Genomic DNA, 23,828 nt, shown 5'->3' on the forward strand with positions numbered 1-23,828 from the left:
TTATTTAACCTCTAATTTCTTATTATTTTTTAGAAAACAGTTCCTACTTTACCTATTTGAGTTGTAATTGTTTCTGTTTTTCCTGCTACAGTAATGGTTGCTTTTGTAACCACTCCACTAATTGGTAAATTAACTAAACCAGAAGGAATTGATGGTGAAATATTTCCTCCTTTTAGTTTTACTCCAATACCTACTGCAAAATGTTTAACTTTTGTATATTTTTTCTTTGAAGTCGTTTTTGTCATAGGACCTCCAATCATTATCGGATCTTGTGGATGTGGATGCGGATTTACTCCAAAATAAAAATTAGTAATTGTTACTTTAACATTCTTCTTTTTAATTCTTCTGAGTGTAGTTTTAATTACCACTCGACCAGCTATTTCTTTATAAGCTAATAGATTAATCTTATACGAAGACACTTTCACTTTTACCCCGTTTATTTTTTTCGTTACTTTTTTTGCCATGATTTAGATTTTTTGATGATACGACAAAATTAAATCAGGTACTTAATGAATAGTCTAGGTAAATTATCCTGTTTCCTAAAGGAAAAAAATGCATTGTTTATAAGGTATTTAAACAAAAAAGCACTGAATTTACATTCAGTGCTTTTTAATATTTTAAAACAAGTTCTGTTACGAAGCTGCTTTTAATTTTTGTAATGCTTTCTTTGTCAACTTTTCTTCTGCGTAGTCTTTAGTTACTTCGAATTCTGTAACATCAGAACCTGGTAACTCAAACATTGCATCTGTCAAAATTGCTTCACATAACGATCTTAAACCTCTTGCTCCTAACTTGTACTCAACAGCCATCTCAACAATATACTGTAAAGCATCTTCAGTTACTGTAAACTCAACATCATCCATTGAGAATAACTTCGTGTATTGCTTTATAATTGAGTTTTTAGGCTCCGTTAAGATTGCTCTTAATGTTTTAGCATCAAGCGGATTCATATAACTTAATACTGGTAGACGTCCAATAATTTCTGGAATTAAACCAAAAGACTTTAAATCAGCTGGAATGATATATTGAAGTAAGTTATCTTCATCGATCTTATCTTCATCAATAGAAGCGCTATATCCAACTGCTTGCATATTTAATCGCTTACTAATAACTCTATCTATTCCTGAGAAAGCTCCACCTGCAACAAATAAAATATCTTTGGTATTTACCTGAATAAATTTTTGTTCTGGATGTTTTCTTCCTCCCTTTGGAGCTACATTTACTACAGCACCTTCAAGAAGTTTTAACAATGCTTGTTGCACTCCTTCTCCAGATACATCTCTAGTAATTGATGGATTATCACCTTTACGAGCAATCTTATCAATTTCATCGATAAATACGATTCCTCGCTCAGCTTTTTCTACATCATAATCTGCAGCTTGTAAAAGTCTACTTAAAATACTTTCTACATCTTCACCTACATAACCTGCTTGTGTTAATACTGTTGCATCTACAATAGCAAATGGTACATTTAACATTTTAGCAATTGTTCTTGCAACTAACGTTTTACCTGTACCTGTTTCTCCTACTAAAACGATATTAGATTTTTCAATTTCTACACCATCTTTTGGAGATTTAGACTGTAATAATCTCTTATAGTGATTATATACTGCTACAGACATTGCTTTTTTAGTTTGCTCTTGTCCTACGATATATTCATCTAAGAAAGATTTAATTTCAATCGGTTTTTTTAAGATTAGATCATTAGTGAGAGTTGTTGTTTTTGCTTCAGCTATTTCCTCCTGAACTATTCCATACGCCTGCTCTATACATCTATCACAAATATGGGCATCCATACCTGCGATAAGTAAATTTGTTTCTGCCTTCTTGCGTCCACAAAACGAACATTCTAAATTTTGATCTTGTGACATTTAATATTTATCTTTTGTACTATAAATTAGCTTCTTTGAAGAATTTCATCAACCATTCCATATTCTTTCGCTTCTTCAGCTTTCATCCAGTAATCACGATCTGAATCGTTGTGTACTTTATCGAATGGCTGACCAGAATGCTTAGAAATGATGTTGTATAATTCTGTTTTAAGCTTACCTATTTCTTTAACTGTAATTTCCATATCAGAAGCTTGACCTTGCGCTCCTCCTAATGGTTGGTGAATCATAATTCTAGAGTGTGGTAAAGCAGAACGTTTTCCTTTTTCACCTGCACACATTAAAACAGCTCCCATAGAAGCAGCCATTCCTGTACAGATAGTAGCTACGTCTGGCTTTACAAATTGCATTGTATCGTAAATACCTAAACCTGCATAAACTCCACCTCCTGGTGAGTTGATGTAGATAGAAATATCTTTGTTAGCATCTACACTTTCTAAAAAAAGTAATTGTGCTTGAACGATATTTGCAACTTGATCGTTAATTCCTGTTCCTAAAAATATGATGCGATCCATCATTAAACGAGAGAAAACGTCCATATGTGCAACATTTAATTGACGTTCTTCGATAATATATGGAGTTAAACTACTTGTTATCTTATTATAGTAAGTGCTACTGATTCCGTGGTGTTTAGTAGCGTACTTTTCAAATTCTTTTCCGTAATCCATTATAAAGATTTGTTTTAAAGTTACAAACGTTAAAGATACAAAGATTTTACTTTTTATGAAAACAGTTGTTCATGTACGAACTACTGCTTTTAAACTTAGAATTGTAGCTATGTAATTGCGATGTTTCTATACTACATCACTAATTAAATACATATCCTTATCTACTTCCATTCTGAATAACGTTCCTCTTTTAGGATGCGAATCTATAATACAAGTTCCTGATAATTGCGCCACTCTATCTTTCATATTTGCCAAACCAATTCCTGAATGAAGCTTAGAAGTATCGAAACCAACTCCATCATCTTCGTATGATAAGTAGATTGTTTCTTCAATTACTTCTAATTGAATATCTATAGTTTTAGCATTTGCGTGTTTTAATGTATTAGAAATTAACTCTTGAAGTATGGAGAAAATTTCACTTTGTAAATACTTATCAGTTTGATTAATAATCTCTTTTTCAGTAACAGAAAAATTGATTTTCAAATCTGATATTTCATCAATATTTTTAATGTATTCATGCAAAACTTCTGCATAATCGTTTTGTCTTATTTTTCTAGGTAATAAATTATGAGACAGCTCTCTAACCTGCTCATAAGTATCACTTAAATCATTTTTAATTTTATTTAGTTTTTCAGATCCTTCAGGTAAAGTTTCAAACTGTAATTTTATCGCAGCCATGTTATTCCCTATTGAATCATGTAAGCCTCTTGCCAATCGTTTTCGCTCATTATCTTGACCTTCAATAGACGCCTTAACTAACTCTAATTCTTGCTTTTTCATTAAAGCTTTAATTTTTTGATAGTTAAATTCTTCTTGAGCTTTATTTAACTTTTGTTGAGTTTTTAATTTCTGGAAGTAAAATCTTACCAATAATAGTATGGCTATAATTATTAAGATCGAAGCAATTAAAATGATATTACGAACCATAGCTTGCTGTTCTATTTCTTGATCTTTTAATTCTTCATTTTTTTTAAGCACCACGATTTCTTTTTCTTTCTGTAAAGTTTCGAATTTCACTTCTAACTCATTGATTTCTTTCTCGTGTTGTAATTTATTAATCGAATCGTTTAGTTTGATATATTTTTCTGAATACGAAAATGCATCTTGATATGCTTTTTTCTCTTCCTTTATTTTTCTTAAAAACGCATAAGCATCTAACTCATCTTTTAAATTACCTTTCTTTTTATAATCCTTCAGAAGAGGCATTAATAAATTCTCCGCTTTCTGATATTTTCCACTTTCAATATAAACTTCGATTAAATACTCTTTAGCTTGTCTGCCTTGATTGTAATATCCTAACTTTTCACTTTCTTTAATAATATTTTTAAACTCCTTTACAGCTTCTTCCCTTTTTCCAATTTTCAGTAAATTATGTGCTATATTGAGTTTTAAGCTCAGTTCAAAATATAAATTTCCATTTAATTGTAATAATGCTTTACTATAATATTCATTAGACTTTTCATAGTTTTTAAAAGCAGATGCATAAACATTACCCATTGATGAATTACACATCATTTTCACCCTATCTTCAGGGCTTTTTGAACCTTTTTTATATAACTCTAAAGCTTTCTCATATTCATTATTTAAATAATATAGATTCCCTAAGTTTACGATAAAACCATAATAATTCTTAGTATCACCCCACTCTTCTGCTTTTTGAATTCCCTCTATATATATTTTTTTGGCTTTATCTATTATTCCTTTAGCAAAATACCCTGTAGCTAAATTCATACTACCCATAATGTATCGTTTACGTCGAATCGAATCAGTAGAAAAATTCTTGTATGCTAATGTTTTTTCCGCATAATAAACTGCCGAATCTAAACTATGCATTCTAGAGAAATAAGAAGAAATTAAACTTGTGGCTAAAGATTTTCCTGAATCAGAATTTCCTTTTTTCATCAATTTTAAGGCCTTTTCATAGGCTTCGTTTTCTTTACTTTGCTTAAAAAAAAGACTACTTATCTCATTCATAGATTGTCTGTCTTTTTCTTCTAGAATTTTTAATTCTGTGTTTTGAGAGAAACCAATCCAAAAACTTAATAAAAACAGTATTGGGGATATTTTATTCATAATCATTCTTTAACAACTTCGTAAAGGTAAAAAACGTAAAAAAACTCTATTTAACATATACTATTATGTTATTAAAAGGTATTTTTTCTACAAAAATTCAGTTTAATTAATTGTCATAGCTATTTAAAGTTCAGTTTCACGGTTTTCAGGGGTGTATGTCTTTTTATTCCTATCTAGATTTGTTTCAATATTAAACCTAAAATAATTGAAAAATGGGACTTACAGAAAGAAGAGTAATTAAAGCGTATCAAGAAGGAGAATATCAAAACTTTTTATCAGAAGTTAAAAATTTAATTGAAGGAGAAATCGAATTTGACGTAGATTGGAACAGTTTACCAAATGAAAAATATTCTAAATGGTTAGAACAAGGATTAACAGACATCTATTTTAAACCTATTTTAAATTCTTTTAAAAATATAGCAGTAGATGATATGGGGAAAGAAGCAATTAAGGAAACACTTAAAAAAGTGGTTATTAAAGATGAGAATGATAACGCATTTGCAAGTCAAACTTATCAGTTTAACGAAGGTGTTTTAACTGTAAATCACTGTAGTTATGCTAATATTGATAAAGTGGATGAAAGAACTGAGGCTTTAACTGAACTTTTAGAATCTAATTTATAATGCTACTTAACACTTTAAAAAAAGTTCCTACTTATAACAAGAAGGAACTTTTATTTTATATCGCAGAAAATAATATTGAAACTGTATTACAAATTACTACCAATTCTGGAAATTTATTTACAGGATATTTAATCAATATTGCTGAAGTTCTTAATGAAGGAATCACATTGTTACTGCAATTAGATGGAAGTGATAAGATATTACACATTAACTTGAGAAACATTGAGAGTATTATTTTTCAAGGAAGTAATGATGTAGATATTATCAACCTTCTTTCTAAAGGGACAGTAGAAAAACCTAAGACATATCAAAACTCTAGTAGATTAGATGTAAAACGCAAATTTAAAAACTTTTCTGACGTAATTCTTGAAAAATCTGGTGTTACAACATCTTTATTACCTATGGATTTACCTGAAGATGGCAAACAACTTAACAGGATTCATGTAATTACAGAGCAAATTCAAAAACTTATTGTTGATTTATTATCTGAAGAAGATGCTAAAGAAAGCTGGGTAACAAAATTTAATGAAGTTCAATTTACAGAAGCACAATCTTTAAAAATAACTTCGTCAGCATCGCAGTTAAATATTCATTTCCCTTTTGCTGATGTGTTGTCTCCTGAAATTAATGAAAGTAATTTTAATGATCTTTTATTACAGAACCTGTAATTACCTAAGACGCTTTGTAAATAGTATATAGAATATTTTTTTAGTGAAAAACATTAAAATGATTTTTTACAATTCATTTTCACTGTTTTCAGGGATGTACAATTTTCTATCACTTTCTAATTTTGACCTAACTTAAAATTTATTAAGTGAGAACACCTTTTACATGCAAAAGCTAAATGATACAGATCATAATGTAATGAGGGAAAAATGGGAACAAGGGGAGTTGTTGTCGTAAATAGAGGAAGTTAAGAATTATATGAAAATCACCTAAAGTTGCATGGGCAACATTAAATGTCCATGCAAAAGATGGTGAAAATCACATCAGCTACACAAGTTCGTCGGAAATCTAAATATGAAATTGCGAACGCAGCAATTATTTCATTTGATAACGGTAAACATTGAATTATCTAAAAAGATTAAAGTTTTTTCAAAAGAACCCTTCAATATGCTACTACAAACAGTATTAATTTAATAGTAGATAATTTAGTACCCAACCTACTGGAGATTTCTTGTACGATATCGTACCAAATAATCCCAAAATATTAGACGAAACAACTCCAGTAGGTAATTTATAATATAAAAATTCCACTTGAGTTAATACAAATTTAGAAAGTAGTCGCTGAGAGTATTTTACTTTACTCTATATATTTCTTTTTAATAGCATATCTGGTTAAACCGGCTAAATTTCTTACACCTAGTTTAGATATCAGTGTTTTTCTATAACTTTCAATAGTATGTTTACTTAAAAACAACTTGTCTGCAATTTCTTGTGTAGTATGCTCTTTTGCAATTAATGTAATTACATCAATTTCTCTTTTGGTAAGTTTAATTTTATCTTTCTCTTCTTCTTGCTTTTTCTGAAAATAAACATCTTTAATTTTTCTTGAAAAAAACTTCTTTCCAGATAAAATTGTAGTCAAAGCTTCAATTAATTCTCGTTTCGTAGCACTTTTACATAAATAACCATCAACATTATATTGTATTAACTCTTCAATCATGTCTGCATTTGTATGCATACTTACAATCAATACTTTTATTTTAGGAAATCTATCTTTTACCAATTTAGTTAATTCAATCCCTGTAATTTCAGGCATAGAAATATCCGAGATAATTAGATCTATATCTTTCTCTGAATTAATTTCTAAATATTTAAGAATCTCATTTCCGTTTTTAACTCCAAATACAACATTAAATTCTTCCTCAGTTTCAAGCATACCTTGTAAGCCTTCTCTGAACATAGAATGATCATCTACAATTATTAAGTTAAATTTTCTCATGAGACGTATAGGGGTTATTTAACAAAAATCGACTTTAAAAGTATTACATTTTTTTCAAGAACAGGTTTTTAATCTTTTTTTAAATAAAAAAACCAGCAATAAATTGCTGGTTTTTACTAACTACTTAATTAGGGTAATTTATTCAAATTAAATTAGGGATTATTAAAATGGTGGAAAACCACCCCCGCGTAGTTTTTGAAAACTCTTCACGTTGCAAATGTATAATGTGATATGAAAAAAGGCGAAAAAACAAGGTGACAAAAAGTGACAACCACCTATAAACTTTGGATAAAGTGCTCTAATTCTTGATTTTTTGGAACTTTCATCTTTTTTCTAATTCTATAACGTAACGATTTAATAGAATCGATACTTGAGTTTCGTATTGATGCAATTTCTTTAATTGATAGATTTAATCTTAAAAAAGTACATACTTCCCTTTCCGTTTTTGTTAACTCAGGAAACTTATTAATTATAATTTGATCGAAACCTTGGTTTACTTGATCAATTTTATCTTGTAATGATGAAAATTTATTCTCTGTACTAATTTGATTTTGCAATTTTAAAATTAGACTATTTGCATAATTCTTAACTTCATCTGAATCTGACTGATCTTTATCTTCTTTAATTTGTTTAGATAAATATTTTATAAACTCTAATCGCATAGTATTATCTGCAATTAATCCTTTTAATTCAGATTCAGAAACTTTTATTTTTTGCGATAAAATCTCTTTCTTTAACTTCTCTTTTTCTAATTTATCCTTTATTCGTTTTGTTCTTAACTTGTAATCTCTCCACAATAAAAAACCAATAATCATTACAAAGAATAAAATTAGAATTGTTGTTACAACATAAGATCGTAACTCTAACTGTTTTTTATTAGTAACAATTTCTAAATCCTTTTTCTTTACTTCGAACTCTCTCTTTAACTCCAGCTCTTTAATTTCTCTTTGCTTTCGTATATTAAATATTGAATCTGAATACTTTTTAAAAGCTACATGATATTCATAAGCTTCTTCGTATCGTTTTAATCGATACAAGTTTTTACTTTTTATATCTGAAATCTTCGATAACCTGTATTTAAATCTTTCCTCTTTAGCAATAGCCTCAGAAGAATCTAAATAGGTTAACGATTCATTATACTTTTTCAGCCTGTAATAAGAGTAGCCTATATTAAAAAACGTGATTCCCAAGTTTCTTTTGCTGTGGTTCTTTTTAATATAATCGATGTTCTTTAAATGCACATCTAAAGATTTATCGTATCTATTTTGGTATGCGTAAAGAATAGCCATATCGTTATTGATATTACTTATTCTTCGTTCATTTTTAGTCTTTTTGAAAATTGTTAATGCTTTATCGTAGTAATAAAAAGAAGAATCTAATTCTTTTATTCTTCTGAAAGAACCAGCCAAACTGATATAACATCTACCCACTAAAGTAGAATCATTCATTTTTAATGCTAAAACAACAGATTTCCTGTAATTTTCAATTGCTCTTTTATTTTCTACTAAATACTTGTAAACTCTTCCTTCTCTTAGATATATGTCTGCTACGCTTAATGTATCTTTTAATTCATAAAACAACTTTTTAGAATCCATGAAAAACAAAAGACTCTCTGTATAATCACCTTCTCTGTATGCTACATTTCCAAGACACCTTAGTAATATTGCCTTATTGGTTATGTCGTTTTCTTCTATTAAAGTATTTGCTTCTTGGAAATATTTCTTAGATTTTTTTAAGTCTTTTTCTAAAAAGTGTTCTCCTTTTTTAAGTAGAAACTTAACTTTTGCTTCATTACTAGTTATAGTATCTAATTCTTTTTGAATAGTTATATAAATAGAATCGTTTTTCTGTGCTGTAGCAACTGCACAAAAGGAAAGAATGGATAATATTAAAAGACGTATAATCATCTAACTAATTTTCATAAAAAAACCAGCAATAGAATTGCTGGTGCATACTACTAATTTGGGCAATTTAAATCAAATTAAATTAGGGATTATTAAAATAGGGAAATTACCCTGTAGTTTTTAAAAACTATTTATGCTACAAATGTATAATTCGAAGTGAAAAAACAAAAAAAACGATGGTAACAAAAAGTGACAAAGTTGTTAAAGGCTTTGTATAAAATGCTCTAACTCTTGATTTTTAGGTACTTCCATTTTCTTCCTAATTCTATATCGTAATGCTTTTATTGAGTCTATACTAGCATTTCTTATAGAAGCAATCTCTTTTATTGAAAGATTTAGGCGTAAAAACGAACATACTTCACGCTCTGTTTTGGTAAGATTAGGAAATCTTTCTATGATGACTTGATCAAAACCTTGATTAACTTCATTAATCTTGTCTTGTAGAGAAGTCAATTTATTTTCTGTGCTAATTTGATTTTGTAGTTTTAACAACAAGCTATTCGCATAAGATTTTACAATATCAGAACTCGTTTGATCTTTATCGTCTTTAATTTGTTTTGATAACTGTTTTATGAATTCTAATCGCATCGTGTTATCTGCAATTAGTCCTTTTAATTCAGATTCTGAAACTTTAATCTTTTGGGCTAAAACCTCCTTTTTTAACTTCTCTTTTTCGAATTTATCTTTAATTCTTTTAGCCCTGGCTTTGTAATCCCTCCATAATAAGAATCCAATAATGAATGTAAAAAAAAGTATTAATACCGTTAATAAAACATAAAGTCGAAGTTTTAGTTCTTTTCTTTTTGCAGCTGTTTCTAATTCTTTCTTTTGAATTTCAAATTCGTTTTTAAGCTCTAGTTCTTTAATTTCTCTTCTTTTCTTTACCGTATAAACTGAATCTGAATACTTTTTATATAAAACGTGGTTTTCGTAAGCCTTTTTAAAATCTTTTTTCTTCTTATAGATATAACTTTTCCTTCTGTAAGCTCCAACAAGCTTCTGCTTGAATTTTTCTTGTTTTGCTAGAGCAATAGAAGAGTCAGTATATTTTAAAGCTTTATTATAATCTTTAAGCATTACATGTTCTGTAGCTATTATAGAATATGCAATAACCATATTAGATTTTTCGTTTCTCTTTTTTAAAAACTCTAATGTTTTAAGATGAATTTTTAAAGCTTTCTCGTACTGCTTTTGTCTTCCATAAAGAATAGCAATATTACTATTAACTTCATTAAGCTTTTCTTCATCATTTTTCTTAGTAAAAATAGCAAGCGCCTGGTTATAGGAATAGAAAGCGGAATCGATCTTTTTAAGTGCTCTGTAAGATCCTCCAAGCATATTAAATGATCTTCCGATAATCATACTATCACTATAAATTGAAGCTAAACGTATAGATTCGTTAAGTGTATTTACTGAAGCTCTATAATCTCCAACAGCTTTGTATACAATACCTATATAAATAAGTGCATCTGCTACTTTTAGTGTATCTGAAAGATCTAAATACAAAGTTTTAGCATCCATAGCATACTTCATACTTTTATCATAATCACCTCTGTTTCTATAAATGATTCCAACTTTCTTAAAAATATGTGCTTTATTTTGGATATCATTTTTATTTAAAATCTCTTCAGCATATTTATAATATTGTAATGCCCTATCATTGTCAGATTCAAGTAAATTATCTGCTTTTTGAATAATAGATTGAACTTTAGAATTATAATCTACTATTGTATCGATCTGTTTTTTGATTATAAACAGCGTACTATCTGAAGCTTGAGCATTAGATATAAAAGAAGTGAAAAGAAGTAAAAGTAGAATTCCCCTAAAAATCATCTATTAAATATATAAAAAAAACCAGCAAAATTGCTGGCTTTTATTTTTATCGTTGAATTTTTGTTATCCTCCGAAGTCATCAAAACGGATGTTCTCGTCATCAAGACCAAAATCTTCACCCATTTTTTGTACTGCTTTGTTCATTAATGGTGGTCCACAGAAATATAATTCTAAATCTTCAGGACTATCATGTTTAGATAAATATTGGTCTATTACAACTTGGTGAATAAAACCAACAAATCCGTCTCCTGATTCATCATTAATATCTGTTTTAACCTTCCAGTTATCTTGTTCTAATGGCTCTGATAACGCTAAATAGAACTTAAAGTTTGGAAAATCTTTTTCTAATGCTCTAAAGTAGTGAATGTAGAATAATTCAGCTTTAGAACGACCTCCGTACCAATACGTTACTTTTCTACCAGTTTTTAATGTTCTAAATAAGTGATAAATATGTGAACGCATAGGCGCCATTCCAGCTCCACCACCTACATATAACATTTCAGCGTCTGATTCGTTAATGAAGAATTCTCCATAAGGTCCTGAAATTGTTACTTTATCACCTGGCTTTTGGTTAAAGATATAAGAAGATGCTACTCCTGGATTTACATCCATCCATGCATTTTTAGCTCTATCCCATGGCGGAGTTGCAATACGTACATTTAACATGATTTCTCTTCCTTCTGCTGGGTAAGAAGCCATAGAATAAGCTCTTTCTACAATTTCATCATTCTTCATTACTAATGGCCATAATCCAAACTTATCCCAATCTGCTTTAAACTTATCTGGTTCACCTGGATGATCATCTGGGTGAGCAGTAATATCCATACCTTCATACTTCACTTCACATTGAGGTATTTCTATCTGAATATATCCACCAGCTTTGTAGTCCATTTCTTCAGGAATTTCAACTACAAATTCTTTAATAAAAGTTGCTACGTTATAATTTCTTACAACAACTGCTTCCCATTTCTTAATTCCAAAAATTTCTTCTGGAATAGAGATATCCATATCTTGTTTTACTTTAACCTGACAAGCTAAACGGATACCGTGTTGTAATTCTTTTCTTGTAAAGTGAGGTGTTTCTGTTGGTAAAGCTTCACCTCCACCAGAGTTTACGTGACACTCACACTGAACACAAGAACCACCTCCACCACATGCTGATGGTAAGAAAATCTTTTGATTACCTAATGTAGATAATAACGTTCCACCTGATGGTACTTCGATAGTTTTTTCACCATTGATCGTAATTTTAACTGGACCAGACGGTGCTAACTTTTGCTTTACAAATAATAACAGTGCTACCAATAACAAAGTAACTGCTAAAAAAGCGACTACGGTTATTGCAACTGTTCCTCCTGTACTTACTTCTAAAAACATCATTACTTTGTAATTTCTTTAGTGTTATTTGCTAATTTTTCAGCTTTCTTATCTACATCCTCTTTAACCTCTACCTTCACTTCTGCTTTAGTAGTAGCTCCTTCTTTCTTAGGTGCATCGTCTCCACCAGTTAACATCCCACCAAAACTCATGAATCCGATAGCCATTAAACCAGTGATTATAAATGTAATTCCTAATCCTCTTAATGGACCTGGAACTTGAGAATATCTAATTTTCTCACGGATAGCAGCGATTGCTAAAATAGCTAAGAACCAACCGATTCCTGAACCAATTCCGTAAACAAATGATAATCCTAAAGTTGGAATCTCACGAGACTGCATAAATAAAGAACCTCCTAAAATCGCACAGTTTACCGCTATTAATGGTAAGAAAATACCTAAAGAGTTATATAATGCTGGTGCAAATTTCTCAACAATAATCTCTACTAATTGTACCATAGTTGCAATCGTAGCGATAAACATAATAAATGATAAGAAACTTAAATCGTAACCTGCATATTCTTCACCTAACCAAGATAAAGCTCCTGGCTGTAATAAGTATTGATCTAATAACCAGTTTACAGGAACTGTTACAGCTAATACGAAAATAACTGCCGCTCCCATACCTACAGAAGTAGATACTTTCTTAGATATTGCTAAGTATGAACACATTCCTAAGAACGTAGCAAATACCATGTTATCTATAAATATCGACTTAAAAAATAATTCTATGTACTCTAACATAATTTTTTCTTTTAATATGAGTTAGACTAATCTTCGATTAATGCTTTATTTCTACTACGTTGCACCCAAATAATGATTCCAACTACGATTAAAGCCATTGGCGATAATAACATAAAACCGTTATTCTCGTAACCGATAGCATATAAACCAGTTTTTTCAATTGGATCACCTAAAACTTTGAATCCTAATAAAGTTCCAGAACCTAATAATTCTCTGAAGAATCCTACAGTAACTAAGATTACTGCATATCCTAAAGCATTACCAATACCATCTAAGAATGATCTCCATGGTCCGTTTCCTAAAGCAAAAGCTTCAAAACGCCCCATAATAATACAGTTTGTTATAATTAATCCAACAAATACTGATAGCGTTTTACTTAATTCATAAGCAAAAGCCTTTAGTACTTGATCTACAATAATTACTAATGCAGCAACTACGATTAACTGTACAATAATTCTAATTTTTGATGGTATAATATTTCTCATTAATGAGATTACCACGTTACCTACTCCTAATACAAATAATACAGAAATAGACATTACTATTGAAGCTTGTAATTCTGCTGTAATTGCTAAAGCAGAACAAATACCTAATACCTGAATTGTAATCGGGTTATTATCCGCTAACGGATCAGTGATTAGTTTTGCGTCTTTCTTTGATAAAAGTCCCATAATTATTTTAATGTTTTAAAGTAAGGTACGTACAATTTCAACTCAGATTTGATCATTGCAGCAACACCGTCTCCAGTAATTGTAGCTCCCGCTATTGCGTCTACCTCATTATCTGTTTTATCTTCGTTCTTTGGATCGTTATTTGATTTAGAAACTGCAATTCCTTTGAATTGTCCGTTACTCATTAAATCTTCACCTGTGAAGTCATCCATAAAATAACGTTGCTTGATATTAGCTCCTAAACCTGGTGTTTCACCTTTGTGATCAAAAAATACACCTTGGACAACCATATTTTTGTCCATTGCGATATAACCCCAAATTGCATCCCAAAGTCCTTTACCTCTAATTGGAGCGATGTAAAATGTTTTACCATCTTTCTCTCCAACAAATAATGGTAATTTTCTTGCTTTACCATCTTTAGCTAAAGTTTGTTGCTTCTTGATATCAATTAAGTATGCCTTATCATCTTCAGCCGGAACGTTATTCTCAATAACTAGCTGTTTTTTGATGTATTTTCCAAACTCTCCTTCTACTTTATCTTTTGATACAAATGCAAAACTACTACCTTCGTTTTCATTTATACCCATTGCGTATAAGATGTTTTGTTGCTTCTCAATTTTTTGATTTGCTGAAATCATTGGACGCAACGATGACGCTGTAAAAGCTAACAACGCACCTACTACTAACACCATTCCGATGGCGAATAGTACTGTATATGAATTACTATCTGTCTTGTTACTCATAATTAAGCAGTTTTAACTTTAGCACGTTTTAATCTCTTCTTTACATTACCTTGTACTACGTAATGATCAATTGTTGGAGCAAATACGTTCATTAATAAAATCGCTAAGAATACTCCTTCTGGGTAAGCTGGATTAAATACACGAATCATAATCGAAATAAATCCAATTAAGAAACCATAAATCCACTTTCCTTTATTTGTTTGTGAAGCCGTTACTGGATCTGTTGCCATATATACAGCACCAAATGCTAAACCTCCGATCATTAAATGATCATACCAAGAAGCACTCATTAGTCCGTAAAACTTACTTGTATCCGGAATAATTCCATTACTTGCAATTGCATTAAAAATTAATCCCATTACTGCTGCTCCTACAAATGTAGAAACGATAATTCTCCAGCTACCAATCTTGGTAAAGATTAAAAATGCAGCTCCTAATAAGATTAAGAATGTAGAAGTTTCACCAACAGAACCAGGAATAAATCCGAAGAATTTTTCGAACATTGAATATGCTACTTCTTGGTTTTGTGCATAACTACCTAAAATAGTTTCTCCAGAAATAGCATCAGCAGAACCTGCTCTATTTACAGCATCGTGAACCCATACTTTATCTCCAGACATCCAAGTTGGATAAGCGAAGAATAAGAAAGCACGAATAGTTAACGCTGGATTTAAGATGTTCATTCCAGTTCCTCCAAATACTTCTTTACCAATAACAACACCAAAAGCAACTGCTACAGCAAGCATCCATAATGGTAAATCTACTGGTACAATTAACGGAACTAACATTCCTGTTACTAAGTATCCTTCTTCAATTTCGTGTCCTTTAATAATACAGAAAACGAATTCAATTGCTAAACCTACTACATAAGATACAATTACAAGTGGTAATACCTTAATTGCTCCAACCCATAAGTTTGATAAGTTCCAAAAGCTACCACTAAAAAAACCTGTAATTTTTTCTACCTCACCAGTAGCTAGGTGATGTTGGTAACCTGCATTAAACATACCGAATAATAAACATGGAATTAAAGCCATGATTACAGTATTCATTGTACGTTTTAAATCATCAGCTGCCTTAATATGAGTTCCTCCATGAGTAGTCTCATTTGGCAAGTATAAAAAAGTATGAAATCCGTTAAATAGCGGAGCTATTTTCTTTCCTTTATACTTTTCTTTTAAATTATGTAAATTTTGTTTTAAGCTCATAATCTTATCCTAATTCTTTCATCATCAAGTCTAATCCTTCACGAATAATCTTTTGATGTGGTTGTTTTGATACACAAATAAATTCTGTTAAAGCAAAATCTTCTGGTGCAACTTCATAAGCTCCTAAACCTTCCATTTCATCAAGGTCTTTATACATACAAGCTTTTAATAATTGCATCGGATAAATATCTAATGGGAAAACCTCTTCAAAAGCACCAGTAACTACGAATGCTCTGTGTTCTCCGTTAGTATTTGTATTTAAATCATACTTTTTATTTGGGCTTAACCAAGAAAAAGTTAATGCTCTTGAAGTAGATATTTTGTTAAATACTGGTTTATTCCAACCGAAGAACTCATAGTCATCTCCTTCAGGAATAGCAGTAACTTGGTTATCATAAAAACCTAAAAACCCATCTTCACTAACTTGTAAACCAGATAAAACGTTACCACTAATAACTCTAGTATTATCGTTATTTAAGTTTCCTTTTACTACATCAGAAATTTGGGCTCCAGCAACCACAGAAACATACTGAGGTTCGTTTATTTTAGAACCTGTTAATGCAACTTTTCTTGTAATATTTAATTTACCTGTTAAAAGTAATTCACCAATTACAACTAAATCTTGTGGAGTAACTACCCATACAACTTCACCTTTGTTAATTGGATTAACTTGTGCAATTTGAGTACTTACATTTCCTACTGGGTGTGGTCCTTTTACATTGTGTAATTCTACTCCTTTAGCAGACGCTAGAGGTGATTTAGCAGAACCAACAGAAACGTGAACTTTACCTTCAGTTAATTTTGTTAATGCAGTTAAAGCAGCGTTTAATTCTGCTTCTTTACCTTCTAAAACATAATCGTAATCTGCAGCTAAAGGCGCACTGTTATACCCTGATACAAAGATTGCTTTTGGTGCTTGATTTGGATTAGCAACAACATCGTACGGACGCTGTTTGATAAAAGGCCAGCATCCAGAAGCAAATAGGTGATTTTTAATCTCTTCACCAGACATTGCATCTACATCTACCTTACCAAAGTCTTTATGATCTTGCGTTCCGTTAGTTGTAATTTTTATCTCTAAAACTTTTCTACGAGCTCCACGAACAATCTCCGTTACTTTACCACTTACAGGACTTGGAAATAAAATACGCTCGTCACTTTTATCGTAAAAAAGTGCCTCACCTGCCTTTACTTCAGCTCCTTCTTTTGCTAAAATTTTAGGGATAACGCCGTGAAAATCATCTGGCTTTACAGCAAAAACACTACCTAATGGAAGTTCGGTAGTTACCTGCTTTGCTTCGCCAACGAGCTTTATATCAAGCCCTTTTTTTATACGGATGTCTTTTGACATAGTAACTAATGTATTTGATTTTCTTAAAAAACACGCAAATTTAATTATTTTAAAATCGACCAAGTAGTGAATCATCACTATATCTTACAATCACAGTCTTATTTATATCTGTTCTAAATAAAATATTGCGCTTTGGCTTACAATTTGATATTTTTGCATACATGAAGAACTTCTATTTATTTTTTCTTTTAACCATTACGTTCCAACTACAAACAATTGGACAAAACATCAAAACAATTCAATTTAGACCTTTGGGAAATAAAAACCCTGCTCCAATTGCTCGATTAGGCTCTGTTTTTGAACTATCTTTTGATGATTTAGAAGCCGATAATAAAGACTATCAGTATAAAATTGAACATATGACTTACGATTGGCAACCCAGTAATTTGCAGTCCAATCAATATATAAATGGTTTTGAGCAGAACTACATCATAGATGTAACCAACTCTTTTAACACACTTCAGAATTACACACATTACCGTATTAAAATTCCAAATCAGAATACAAGAATCACACAAAGCGGAAACTATTTACTTTCTGTTTTAAATGATGATGATGAAGTTGTATTTACCAGACGTTTTATTCTTTATGAAGATATTACGACTGTTGGGGTTAATGTAATTAGAAGTCGAAATATAGAAACTGTAGACACACAACAAACTGTACAGTTTATTGTGAATCATGAAAACTTATTTATTAATAATCCCAGCCAGGAAATAAAAGTTCAATTATTACAAAATAACATTTGGGACACTGCTGTAACAGATATTTCTCCACTATTTATCAGAAGCAATCAATTGATTTACAATCATACCTTAAAAACAAATTTTTGGGGAGGTAATGAATACTTTAACTTTGACAATAAATACATCCGTAGTACAAACGTAAATATTGCTAAAACTGCTCGCCTAGATCGTTTTCATAATTATCTCTACACAAATTCTGAAAGAAACAATAAACCTTACACCTATTACCCAGATATTAATGGTCAATTTACTATCAGAACTTTAGATGCAGAAGACGAAGCTTCAGAAGCTGATTACGCTGTAATGCATTTTTCTCTTGAAGCGTACGAACCTTATAACAGTAAAGACGTCTACGTTTATGGTGCTTTTAATGACTTTCAGTTAGAAGAGGAAAATAAAATGACCTACAATAATGAAGACGGTGTTTATGAAACAACTATTTTATTAAAACAAGGTTTTTATAACTACACGTATGTTACTGTAGATGAAAACTCAAAAATTGATACTACAGAAATAAATGGGTCTTTCTTTCAAACTGAAAATGTTTATAACGCTATTATATATTACAGACCATTTGGAGCATTATTCGACAGAGTTGTTGGAGTCGGATTAGGATACTTCGATCAAAACAGGTAATTTGCGCGAAATTGTTATTCTAAATAAAAAGCGTTATATTTAATATATGTTTCAACAGATTACGAAGGGAATTAAAATATCAGTTAAAACAACTTTCAATGGCACTATTTACAGAGGCTATATGCAGCACTACGCCTTTAGTTATTTTGTTACGATAAAAAATAATTCTCAAGAAACAGTACAATTATTAGAGCGTTTTTGGACTATTTTAGATGCTTTAAATGAAACTGAATATGTTGAAGGAGAAGGCGTCGTAGGTCAAACTCCAATCATAAAACCTAATGAAGAATATAATTACAGATCTAATTGTTTTCTACTTTCTTCTATTGGTGCAATGACTGGAAAATATAAAATGAGAAACACTGAAACTCGTGAAGAGTTTTTAGTTAACATACCAACTTTTCAACTAACAACTACACCTACGCTTAATTAAATGGCGAAAAATAATCTACCAGCCGTAACCAAAGATACCAACTGTTTAAATTGTGGATTTCAATTTAGAGGAGATGAAATATTTTGTCCGAATTGCGGACAAAAAAACAAAGGAAAACGAATTACATTTAAAAGCTTTGTAAGAGAAGTTTTTGCTGGATTTTTCTCTTGGGATGCAAAATTTTGGAAAACACTTCTTCCTCTACTTTTTAAACCAGGAAAAGTTTCTAAAGATTATATCAACGGAAAAAGATCTACATACAGTAACCCTTTTCGTTTTTATTTAACAACTTCTGTTTTATTCTTTCTACTTATCGGATTAAACAACACGATTAAAGAATATCGCGTTTTATCGTCAACAGAAACCAAAGAAGAAAGTATTTTTGAACAAACTTCTGATTCTATAAAAAAGCAAATTTCTTTAAAAGATAATAGCGGTTTATTTAACGTTGGAGTTAACAACCTTGAAGATAGTATAAAAAAAGGTATAGAAGATGGTGCGAAAGCAAGTAAAAATCAAAAATTAGATTCTCTTAAAGATCCAAGTGATTTTGATAGCCTGATAAAGTTTAACATAAGAAACCCTGATATCTCTACAGATAAGGCCTTAGACAGTTTAGGAATTGAAAAAAACTTTACAAACAGACTAAAATATTCGAAAGCAAAAACTTTTGCTTCAATAGTTTCCGGAACTGGTGTTAAAAGCTTTTTAAATAACATTGTTTCTAAAATATCCGTAGCTCTTTTTATTTTGCTACCAATTTTTGCCCTGTTCTTTAAGTTTATTTACATCAGAAGAAAATACACTTATGTGGAACATTTGATATTCATATTTCACACACAAACAGTTTTCTTTTTAATATTCTCTTTTTACGTAATATTTGAGATAATATGGCATAATAAAATAGAAGCAAATGGATCTACTATAATGACTGTATTACTGTTATTTTTCATGGTATATTTATTTATTGCCATGAAACGTTTTTACAAGCAAGGATTCTTTAAAACTACTGTAAAATACATCTTAGCTAACATTTCATTCTTTATGCTTTCTACATTGGGAATATCTGTACTTACTGTGATTATTTTTATTTTAAACTAACGATAAGTATTGATCAATAGCGTTTACTTTTAACATCTCATGATCGAGATGCGGTAAAAATTTGTACTATAAAGTTTTGTGATGGCTCTTTTAATTGAATCGTAAATTCAAATTTATTATTTGAATCTAAAGTAGATGCTACACTTTTTACTAGAGCAACATATTTGTTATCGAAAGCATAAGCACCTTCACTTTCTTTCAAATAACGTTCAACATTAAAAGAAAAAAACAATTTCTTTCCTTCTTGTAAATTATTCGACCTCCTTACATTCGTATAAAACGATAATTCTCCATTTTCTTCATAAGCCGTTAACACTTTAAAAAAAGGAATAATTGTTAACACCTCTTCTTCATTTACCTTTTTCACCACTTCTTTTTCTTTCAAATAATGCACCAAAGAATCAGTAGTCATATTTAACGTAAAATCAGGTAGTGTAGTTTTTTCTATTGTTGTTTTTGCTACTTTATTAAAATCGTCATCATATTCATAAGTAACAATAGTATCAGTTCTTTTCTCAAAAGAAGCTAAGTTGAATGTAAAAGCACCATTCCATTTATTCAACACGGAATCAACTGACAAAGTTGTTAGTTTTTTAAACTTTTCTTTTTGAATTCTAGTTATTTTATCTACTAAGAGTTTGGTGTTTATTTTAGCTGAAACATTTACTAAACCTAGAGTTTCCGGCAACTCAGACGTATGAGGTAAAAACAAATCAAATTGATCATTCAAAGAACCTGTAATATTTAAATTCCCTTGTTCTATGTTTATCGCTAAATAATCTTTTTTACTACTTACTAAAGTAACATCGTTTTTCTTCTTTTTAATCTCTTGAATTAACTCATTTTCTTCCTTTAAATAACGAGTATTTATAAACACCTCCTTAACTAATTCAGGAATCTTTACATTATTAAATTTATAAGCTAAAATTATTTCATCCTCATATATAGCAAAGAAATGAGATTTCTTTTCATACACATTAATATTATCAAAACTTGTTGAAACATATGCGTTCTGCTTAAAAAAAGCAGCTAATTTCTCCTTGTCTTCAATTGAAAAAGAACTGCTAACAAGTGCTCCTTTAAAATTTTGATCGTTTGTATAAAAAAATGCTTGTGGTGGTATCGAAATTGTCTTGTAAAAATCAACTTTCTTAGTTTTCTTCTTACTTGGTTTCTGAACTTTTACAGTATCTACCTTTTTTACTACCGGTTTAACTGATCGTTTCTTTTTAGGACGAAAATATAACGATGGGTGTTTTATATATTCTTTTACAACATCATATTCGACACTACGAATATTAACACACACAATAGTTTCTGCAGATGCTGGAATTTTATTAGCATAAACTAATTGTGGGGTATATCTAAAATACCCCACAACTAATATAATGGTAATCAAAAATAATATGAAATAACTTATTTTTTTAATCATACAATGTGTTTAAGTAGCTTACATAGCATTTATAAACTTGAACAACAATTTCAGAGTATTTTCCTCTGTAGTACTTGTATTAATTCTAAGTTGAGTTGAGATTTTATCTCCTTTCATTTTAGATACGTTTAAATACCCATCTTTAAGATTTTCATATCCAAAGTCGAAAGTTTTTTGCATTCTTCTACCTAACATACCTTCAGGCACTTTTCCCATCACTCCATGAATATTAACGTAAGTTAAAAAGCTACTTTTTTTAATTAATTTATTAAACTTAGAAGTTCCATAATCCATTCTTGAAGAAAGAATTCCAAGCGCTCTAGTCTTAGAAGTTGTAAAGCTCATTACATTATCTTTAACTACTATATGTAACTTAAATGGTAACTCAGATTTTTTATCTTTAAACTCATAAAGACCTTTGTTACTTGTTAACAAACCATGTTTAACTCCTAGATCTAGAATTTTTGACAATAATTTTTCTTTTTTAGAACCTATCATTATTGTAAAATCTGGAACCATTTCATCTTTGTAAGATTCTACTTCTTTACGATTATAATCTTCATCATATTCATACTTAACAAACTTTACCTTTTGTTTTGAAAAATCATTTAAAACAAACAAACCATTTCCAGTAATTAATTCTCCTATCGCTTCTTCGTCTAATACTAAAGAAAATAAATCCGTAATTAAACTTATCTCTTCTTTCATATTAGGAAGAAAATCTCCATACAAGTCATTTATCAAAGTTGGGTATTGTAATAAGACTTCTTCTGTATTCATTGAAAAACTAGCAAAACCTAACATTTTATTATGATCAAAATTCTTTAAAATGTTAGAACTCATTTTTCTGTTATACATCTTTTTGAATGACTTTTTCACTCCAGAGCTTACAGTCATATCAACAGTAAGATTTATGTTGTCTTTTTCAAAGAACAAGTTCCCTGCAACCTCTTCAATACCGTACATGTTTTTATTGTTCGCTATTGTTAAACCAGAAGTTAAAGCAGAAAAACCACTTCCCATTGTTTCATTTATAGCTCCTAAAAACTTAGACATTAAACTTCCATAATCACGAACCCACATTGTTAATACAGAATTCTTTTTCTTAGCTTTTTGAAAGCTTCTATTAGACGCTAATGTTGCATCACTTTTTCCTTCTAATAAATTAAAAGCATAATCTTTTAACCCCTCTACACTACCTTTATTATCCTGATTTTTTCCAGAATTTTTCTTAAGCGTGAATAAGAAAAAACGCTCATTCCAAATGATTATATTCTCTCTTTCTTCTAGATAAGAAAATCCGTTGTTAGTTTTTAGTTTCTTTAGGTTTCTTTTACCTAAATGAGACTCGAACTTTTCTTTATCATTAAGCTCAAAAAGCCCATTAAAAAATATAGTGTTGTTATTTTCCTTTAAGAAAAAATATGCATTAGCCTTAATGTTAATTCCAGCCTTTTCTAACGATGGAATTTTATCTTCTCTTCTTCTGTTTAAGTTTTTCAATATACTCTTTCCCATTAAACTACTATCAAGTTCATTTACTGATAATAATTCAAATAAATTTCCTGTATTTGCCGAAACGACAACATCTGCATTTTTAGGAATTCTAGTTTCTAAAGTTTGAGCTTTTAAAGAAATAACTGCAACTAAAAGCAATACTAGTGTTGTAATTCTCTTCATTCTAATTCTATGTGATTTTTAATTGATTTATTGTTAGTGATTATATCCTGAATGCTAGCCCTTAACATAAGTGCTTTTTTTGTTTTAGATATTCTGCAATGTTTATTCTGAAATGTTTTTACAGGTGATTTAAAACGATAAATACTCGTGTAACTCGCATCTTTTAGGATAGCTTTATCTTTTTCTTTTGCTTTTTTAATTTCTTTTGAAAAATCGAAATGATGACTTCTTGTAAACGTCTTTTTATTCTTATTGTATGTAAAATGCTTGTGTTTTTTAATAGACATAGCATCTTTCTTTGAACTAAAGCTCGCAATTACTGTATTTAGCACATCGACATTATCAAAATCGAATGATACTGTTACGATAAACTCTTTAAAGTTCAAATTACTTTGCACATTACTTACTCCTTTCAGCTTTTTAACTTTAACTAGCGCTTTGTTAACTTGTTGTCTGATTTTTTCTTTTGAAGGAACCTTATACCCATTTATGCTATCTAAAAGCATGATAGAAGCTAACTTTGTTTTGCTTTTACTAAGGTTTAGTGTTAAAACAACATTCCCCGAACCATCTTCATTAAAAGATACTTCTTCAACAAACTCAAAACAACTAACCAATAAAAAAGAAGAGAGCAATAATGCAATTATTTTAATTTTTCTTTTCATATTCTTTTGTAATTACAAGGGTGCAAAAGTAGCAATATCAACTTACAAGTAACAATTTTTATCAATTTGTTACAGTTTTTGTCTTTTTTATTTTAGAAAAGAGCTTT

Annotated in this window: 21 protein-coding genes; 5 read left to right on the top strand and 16 right to left on the bottom strand. The window is 30.0% G+C overall.

The genetic code is table 11. The features are described from left to right. Positions 1-29: 29 nt before the first annotated feature. The 4 genes from Q1A15_RS01505 to Q1A15_RS01520 all read right to left on the bottom strand — a co-directional run bounded on the left by Q1A15_RS01505 (position 30) and on the right by Q1A15_RS01520 (position 4,630). Positions 30-464, bottom strand: a complete 435-nt coding sequence (locus Q1A15_RS01505; protein ID WP_299617660.1) for a hypothetical protein — start codon at positions 462-464, stop codon at positions 30-32. A 168-nt stretch (positions 465-632) separates the two neighbouring features. Further along, positions 633-1,871 (bottom strand): ATP-dependent Clp protease ATP-binding subunit ClpX, encoded by a 1,239-nt coding sequence (clpX, locus tag Q1A15_RS01510; protein WP_299617662.1) that lies wholly within the window; start codon positions 1,869-1,871, stop codon positions 633-635. A gap of 26 nt (positions 1,872-1,897) precedes the next feature. Further along, a complete protein-coding gene (clpP, locus tag Q1A15_RS01515; RefSeq protein WP_299617664.1) occupies positions 1,898-2,557 on the bottom strand; it encodes an ATP-dependent Clp endopeptidase proteolytic subunit ClpP in 660 nt (219 codons plus the stop codon). 126 nt (positions 2,558-2,683) lie between these two features. After that, entirely contained in the window at positions 2,684-4,630 is a 1,947-nt protein-coding gene (locus Q1A15_RS01520; protein ID WP_299617666.1) for an ATP-binding protein, read from the bottom strand. A 212-nt stretch (positions 4,631-4,842) separates the two neighbouring features. On the opposite strand from Q1A15_RS01520, the gene Q1A15_RS01525 reads away from it, so the two are divergent. Further along, entirely contained in the window at positions 4,843-5,253 is a 411-nt protein-coding gene (locus Q1A15_RS01525; RefSeq protein ID WP_299617668.1) for a hypothetical protein, read from the top strand. After that, entirely contained in the window at positions 5,253-5,921 is a 669-nt protein-coding gene (locus Q1A15_RS01530; protein WP_299617670.1) for a hypothetical protein, read from the top strand. The genes Q1A15_RS01525 and Q1A15_RS01530 overlap by 1 nt, the downstream gene beginning before the upstream one ends. Before the next feature lie 635 nt (positions 5,922-6,556). Here Q1A15_RS01530 and Q1A15_RS01535 read toward each other — a convergent pair. From Q1A15_RS01535 to Q1A15_RS01575, 9 genes are all read right to left on the bottom strand, one after another. Next, a complete protein-coding gene (locus Q1A15_RS01535; RefSeq protein WP_299617672.1) occupies positions 6,557-7,198 on the bottom strand; it encodes a response regulator transcription factor in 642 nt (213 codons plus the stop codon). Between the two features lie 275 nt (positions 7,199-7,473). Beyond that, a complete protein-coding gene (locus Q1A15_RS01540) occupies positions 7,474-9,105 on the bottom strand; it encodes a tetratricopeptide repeat protein (RefSeq protein ID WP_299617674.1) in 1,632 nt (543 codons plus the stop codon). Positions 9,106-9,303: 198 nt separating this feature from the next. After that, positions 9,304-10,935 (bottom strand): tetratricopeptide repeat protein, encoded by a 1,632-nt coding sequence (locus tag Q1A15_RS01545; protein WP_299617676.1) that lies wholly within the window; start codon positions 10,933-10,935, stop codon positions 9,304-9,306. A 63-nt stretch (positions 10,936-10,998) separates the two neighbouring features. Beyond that, positions 10,999-12,312 carry an NADH:ubiquinone reductase (Na(+)-transporting) subunit F gene (nqrF, locus tag Q1A15_RS01550; protein ID WP_299619763.1) on the bottom strand — a complete coding sequence of 438 codons (1,314 nt, stop codon included), beginning with the start codon at positions 12,310-12,312 and terminating at the stop codon, positions 10,999-11,001. Between the two features lie 2 nt (positions 12,313-12,314). Further along, a complete protein-coding gene (gene nqrE, locus Q1A15_RS01555; RefSeq protein WP_299617678.1) occupies positions 12,315-13,055 on the bottom strand; it encodes an NADH:ubiquinone reductase (Na(+)-transporting) subunit E in 741 nt (246 codons plus the stop codon). 26 nt (positions 13,056-13,081) lie between these two features. After that, positions 13,082-13,726: an NADH:ubiquinone reductase (Na(+)-transporting) subunit D gene (locus tag Q1A15_RS01560; RefSeq protein WP_299617680.1), complete on the bottom strand. Its 645-nt coding sequence runs from the start codon at positions 13,724-13,726 to the stop codon at positions 13,082-13,084. A gap of 2 nt (positions 13,727-13,728) precedes the next feature. Beyond that, positions 13,729-14,469 (bottom strand): Na(+)-translocating NADH-quinone reductase subunit C, encoded by a 741-nt coding sequence (locus Q1A15_RS01565; protein WP_299617682.1) that lies wholly within the window; start codon positions 14,467-14,469, stop codon positions 13,729-13,731. A gap of 2 nt (positions 14,470-14,471) precedes the next feature. Beyond that, positions 14,472-15,677, bottom strand: coding sequence for an NADH:ubiquinone reductase (Na(+)-transporting) subunit B (locus Q1A15_RS01570; RefSeq protein WP_299617684.1), 1,206 nt, complete (start codon positions 15,675-15,677; stop codon positions 14,472-14,474). Positions 15,678-15,681: 4 nt separating this feature from the next. Continuing rightward, positions 15,682-17,028 carry a Na(+)-translocating NADH-quinone reductase subunit A gene (locus Q1A15_RS01575; protein WP_299617686.1) on the bottom strand — a complete coding sequence of 449 codons (1,347 nt, stop codon included), beginning with the start codon at positions 17,026-17,028 and terminating at the stop codon, positions 15,682-15,684. A gap of 161 nt (positions 17,029-17,189) precedes the next feature. On the opposite strand from Q1A15_RS01575, the gene Q1A15_RS01580 reads away from it, so the two are divergent. From Q1A15_RS01580 to Q1A15_RS01590, 3 genes are read left to right on the top strand one after another with little or no spacing between them, the layout of a single operon-like run. Further along, a complete protein-coding gene (locus Q1A15_RS01580) occupies positions 17,190-18,410 on the top strand; it encodes a type IX secretion system plug protein domain-containing protein (RefSeq protein WP_299617688.1) in 1,221 nt (406 codons plus the stop codon). 46 nt (positions 18,411-18,456) lie between these two features. Then, complete coding sequence (gene apaG / locus Q1A15_RS01585; RefSeq protein WP_299617690.1) at positions 18,457-18,843, top strand: Co2+/Mg2+ efflux protein ApaG; 387 nt, start codon at positions 18,457-18,459, stop codon at positions 18,841-18,843. Continuing rightward, positions 18,844-19,944, top strand: a complete 1,101-nt coding sequence (locus Q1A15_RS01590) for a DUF3667 domain-containing protein (RefSeq protein WP_299617692.1) — start codon at positions 18,844-18,846, stop codon at positions 19,942-19,944. Positions 19,945-19,981: 37 nt separating this feature from the next. Here Q1A15_RS01590 and Q1A15_RS01595 read toward each other — a convergent pair whose 3' ends face one another. The 3 genes from Q1A15_RS01595 to Q1A15_RS01605 are packed head-to-tail and all read right to left on the bottom strand — an operon-like array spanning position 19,982 to position 23,721. Then, positions 19,982-21,376, bottom strand: a complete 1,395-nt coding sequence (locus Q1A15_RS01595) for a hypothetical protein (RefSeq protein WP_299617694.1) — start codon at positions 21,374-21,376, stop codon at positions 19,982-19,984. Positions 21,377-21,394: 18 nt separating this feature from the next. Continuing rightward, on the bottom strand, positions 21,395-23,056 hold the full coding sequence (locus Q1A15_RS01600) for a hypothetical protein (RefSeq protein ID WP_299617696.1): 1,662 nt from the start codon (positions 23,054-23,056) through the stop codon (positions 21,395-21,397). Then, positions 23,053-23,721, bottom strand: a complete 669-nt coding sequence (locus Q1A15_RS01605) for a hypothetical protein (protein WP_299617698.1) — start codon at positions 23,719-23,721, stop codon at positions 23,053-23,055. Before Q1A15_RS01605 ends, Q1A15_RS01600 begins: the two co-directional genes overlap by 4 nt. Between the last annotated feature and the right edge of the window lie 107 nt (positions 23,722-23,828).

The organism is uncultured Tenacibaculum sp., assembly GCF_947495995.1.
Classification (GTDB): domain Bacteria; phylum Bacteroidota; class Bacteroidia; order Flavobacteriales; family Flavobacteriaceae; genus Polaribacter.

Coding starts and splice junctions, on each gene's coding strand:
- Q1A15_RS01530 (WP_299617670.1), top strand. CDS start 5,253: ATGCTACTTAACACTTTAAAAAAAGTTCCTACTTATAACAAGAAGGAA.
- clpX (WP_299617662.1), bottom strand. CDS start 1,871: ATGTCACAAGATCAAAATTTAGAATGTTCGTTTTGTGGACGCAAGAAG.
- Q1A15_RS01560 (WP_299617680.1), bottom strand. CDS start 13,726: ATGGGACTTTTATCAAAGAAAGACGCAAAACTAATCACTGATCCGTTA.
- Q1A15_RS01605 (WP_299617698.1), bottom strand. CDS start 23,721: ATGAAAAGAAAAATTAAAATAATTGCATTATTGCTCTCTTCTTTTTTA.
- Q1A15_RS01565 (WP_299617682.1), bottom strand. CDS start 14,469: ATGAGTAACAAGACAGATAGTAATTCATATACAGTACTATTCGCCATC.
- Q1A15_RS01525 (WP_299617668.1), top strand. CDS start 4,843: ATGGGACTTACAGAAAGAAGAGTAATTAAAGCGTATCAAGAAGGAGAA.
- nqrF (WP_299619763.1), bottom strand. CDS start 12,312: ATGTTTTTAGAAGTAAGTACAGGAGGAACAGTTGCAATAACCGTAGTC.
- Q1A15_RS01600 (WP_299617696.1), bottom strand. CDS start 23,056: ATGAAGAGAATTACAACACTAGTATTGCTTTTAGTTGCAGTTATTTCT.
- Q1A15_RS01590 (WP_299617692.1), top strand. CDS start 18,844: ATGGCGAAAAATAATCTACCAGCCGTAACCAAAGATACCAACTGTTTA.
- Q1A15_RS01540 (WP_299617674.1), bottom strand. CDS start 9,105: ATGATTATACGTCTTTTAATATTATCCATTCTTTCCTTTTGTGCAGTT.
- Q1A15_RS01570 (WP_299617684.1), bottom strand. CDS start 15,677: ATGAGCTTAAAACAAAATTTACATAATTTAAAAGAAAAGTATAAAGGA.
- apaG (WP_299617690.1), top strand. CDS start 18,457: ATGTTTCAACAGATTACGAAGGGAATTAAAATATCAGTTAAAACAACT.
- Q1A15_RS01520 (WP_299617666.1), bottom strand. CDS start 4,630: ATGAATAAAATATCCCCAATACTGTTTTTATTAAGTTTTTGGATTGGT.
- Q1A15_RS01575 (WP_299617686.1), bottom strand. CDS start 17,028: ATGTCAAAAGACATCCGTATAAAAAAAGGGCTTGATATAAAGCTCGTT.
- Q1A15_RS01580 (WP_299617688.1), top strand. CDS start 17,190: ATGAAGAACTTCTATTTATTTTTTCTTTTAACCATTACGTTCCAACTA.
- Q1A15_RS01505 (WP_299617660.1), bottom strand. CDS start 464: ATGGCAAAAAAAGTAACGAAAAAAATAAACGGGGTAAAAGTGAAAGTG.
- Q1A15_RS01545 (WP_299617676.1), bottom strand. CDS start 10,935: ATGATTTTTAGGGGAATTCTACTTTTACTTCTTTTCACTTCTTTTATA.
- nqrE (WP_299617678.1), bottom strand. CDS start 13,055: ATGTTAGAGTACATAGAATTATTTTTTAAGTCGATATTTATAGATAAC.
- clpP (WP_299617664.1), bottom strand. CDS start 2,557: ATGGATTACGGAAAAGAATTTGAAAAGTACGCTACTAAACACCACGGA.
- Q1A15_RS01595 (WP_299617694.1), bottom strand. CDS start 21,376: ATGATTAAAAAAATAAGTTATTTCATATTATTTTTGATTACCATTATA.
- Q1A15_RS01535 (WP_299617672.1), bottom strand. CDS start 7,198: ATGAGAAAATTTAACTTAATAATTGTAGATGATCATTCTATGTTCAGA.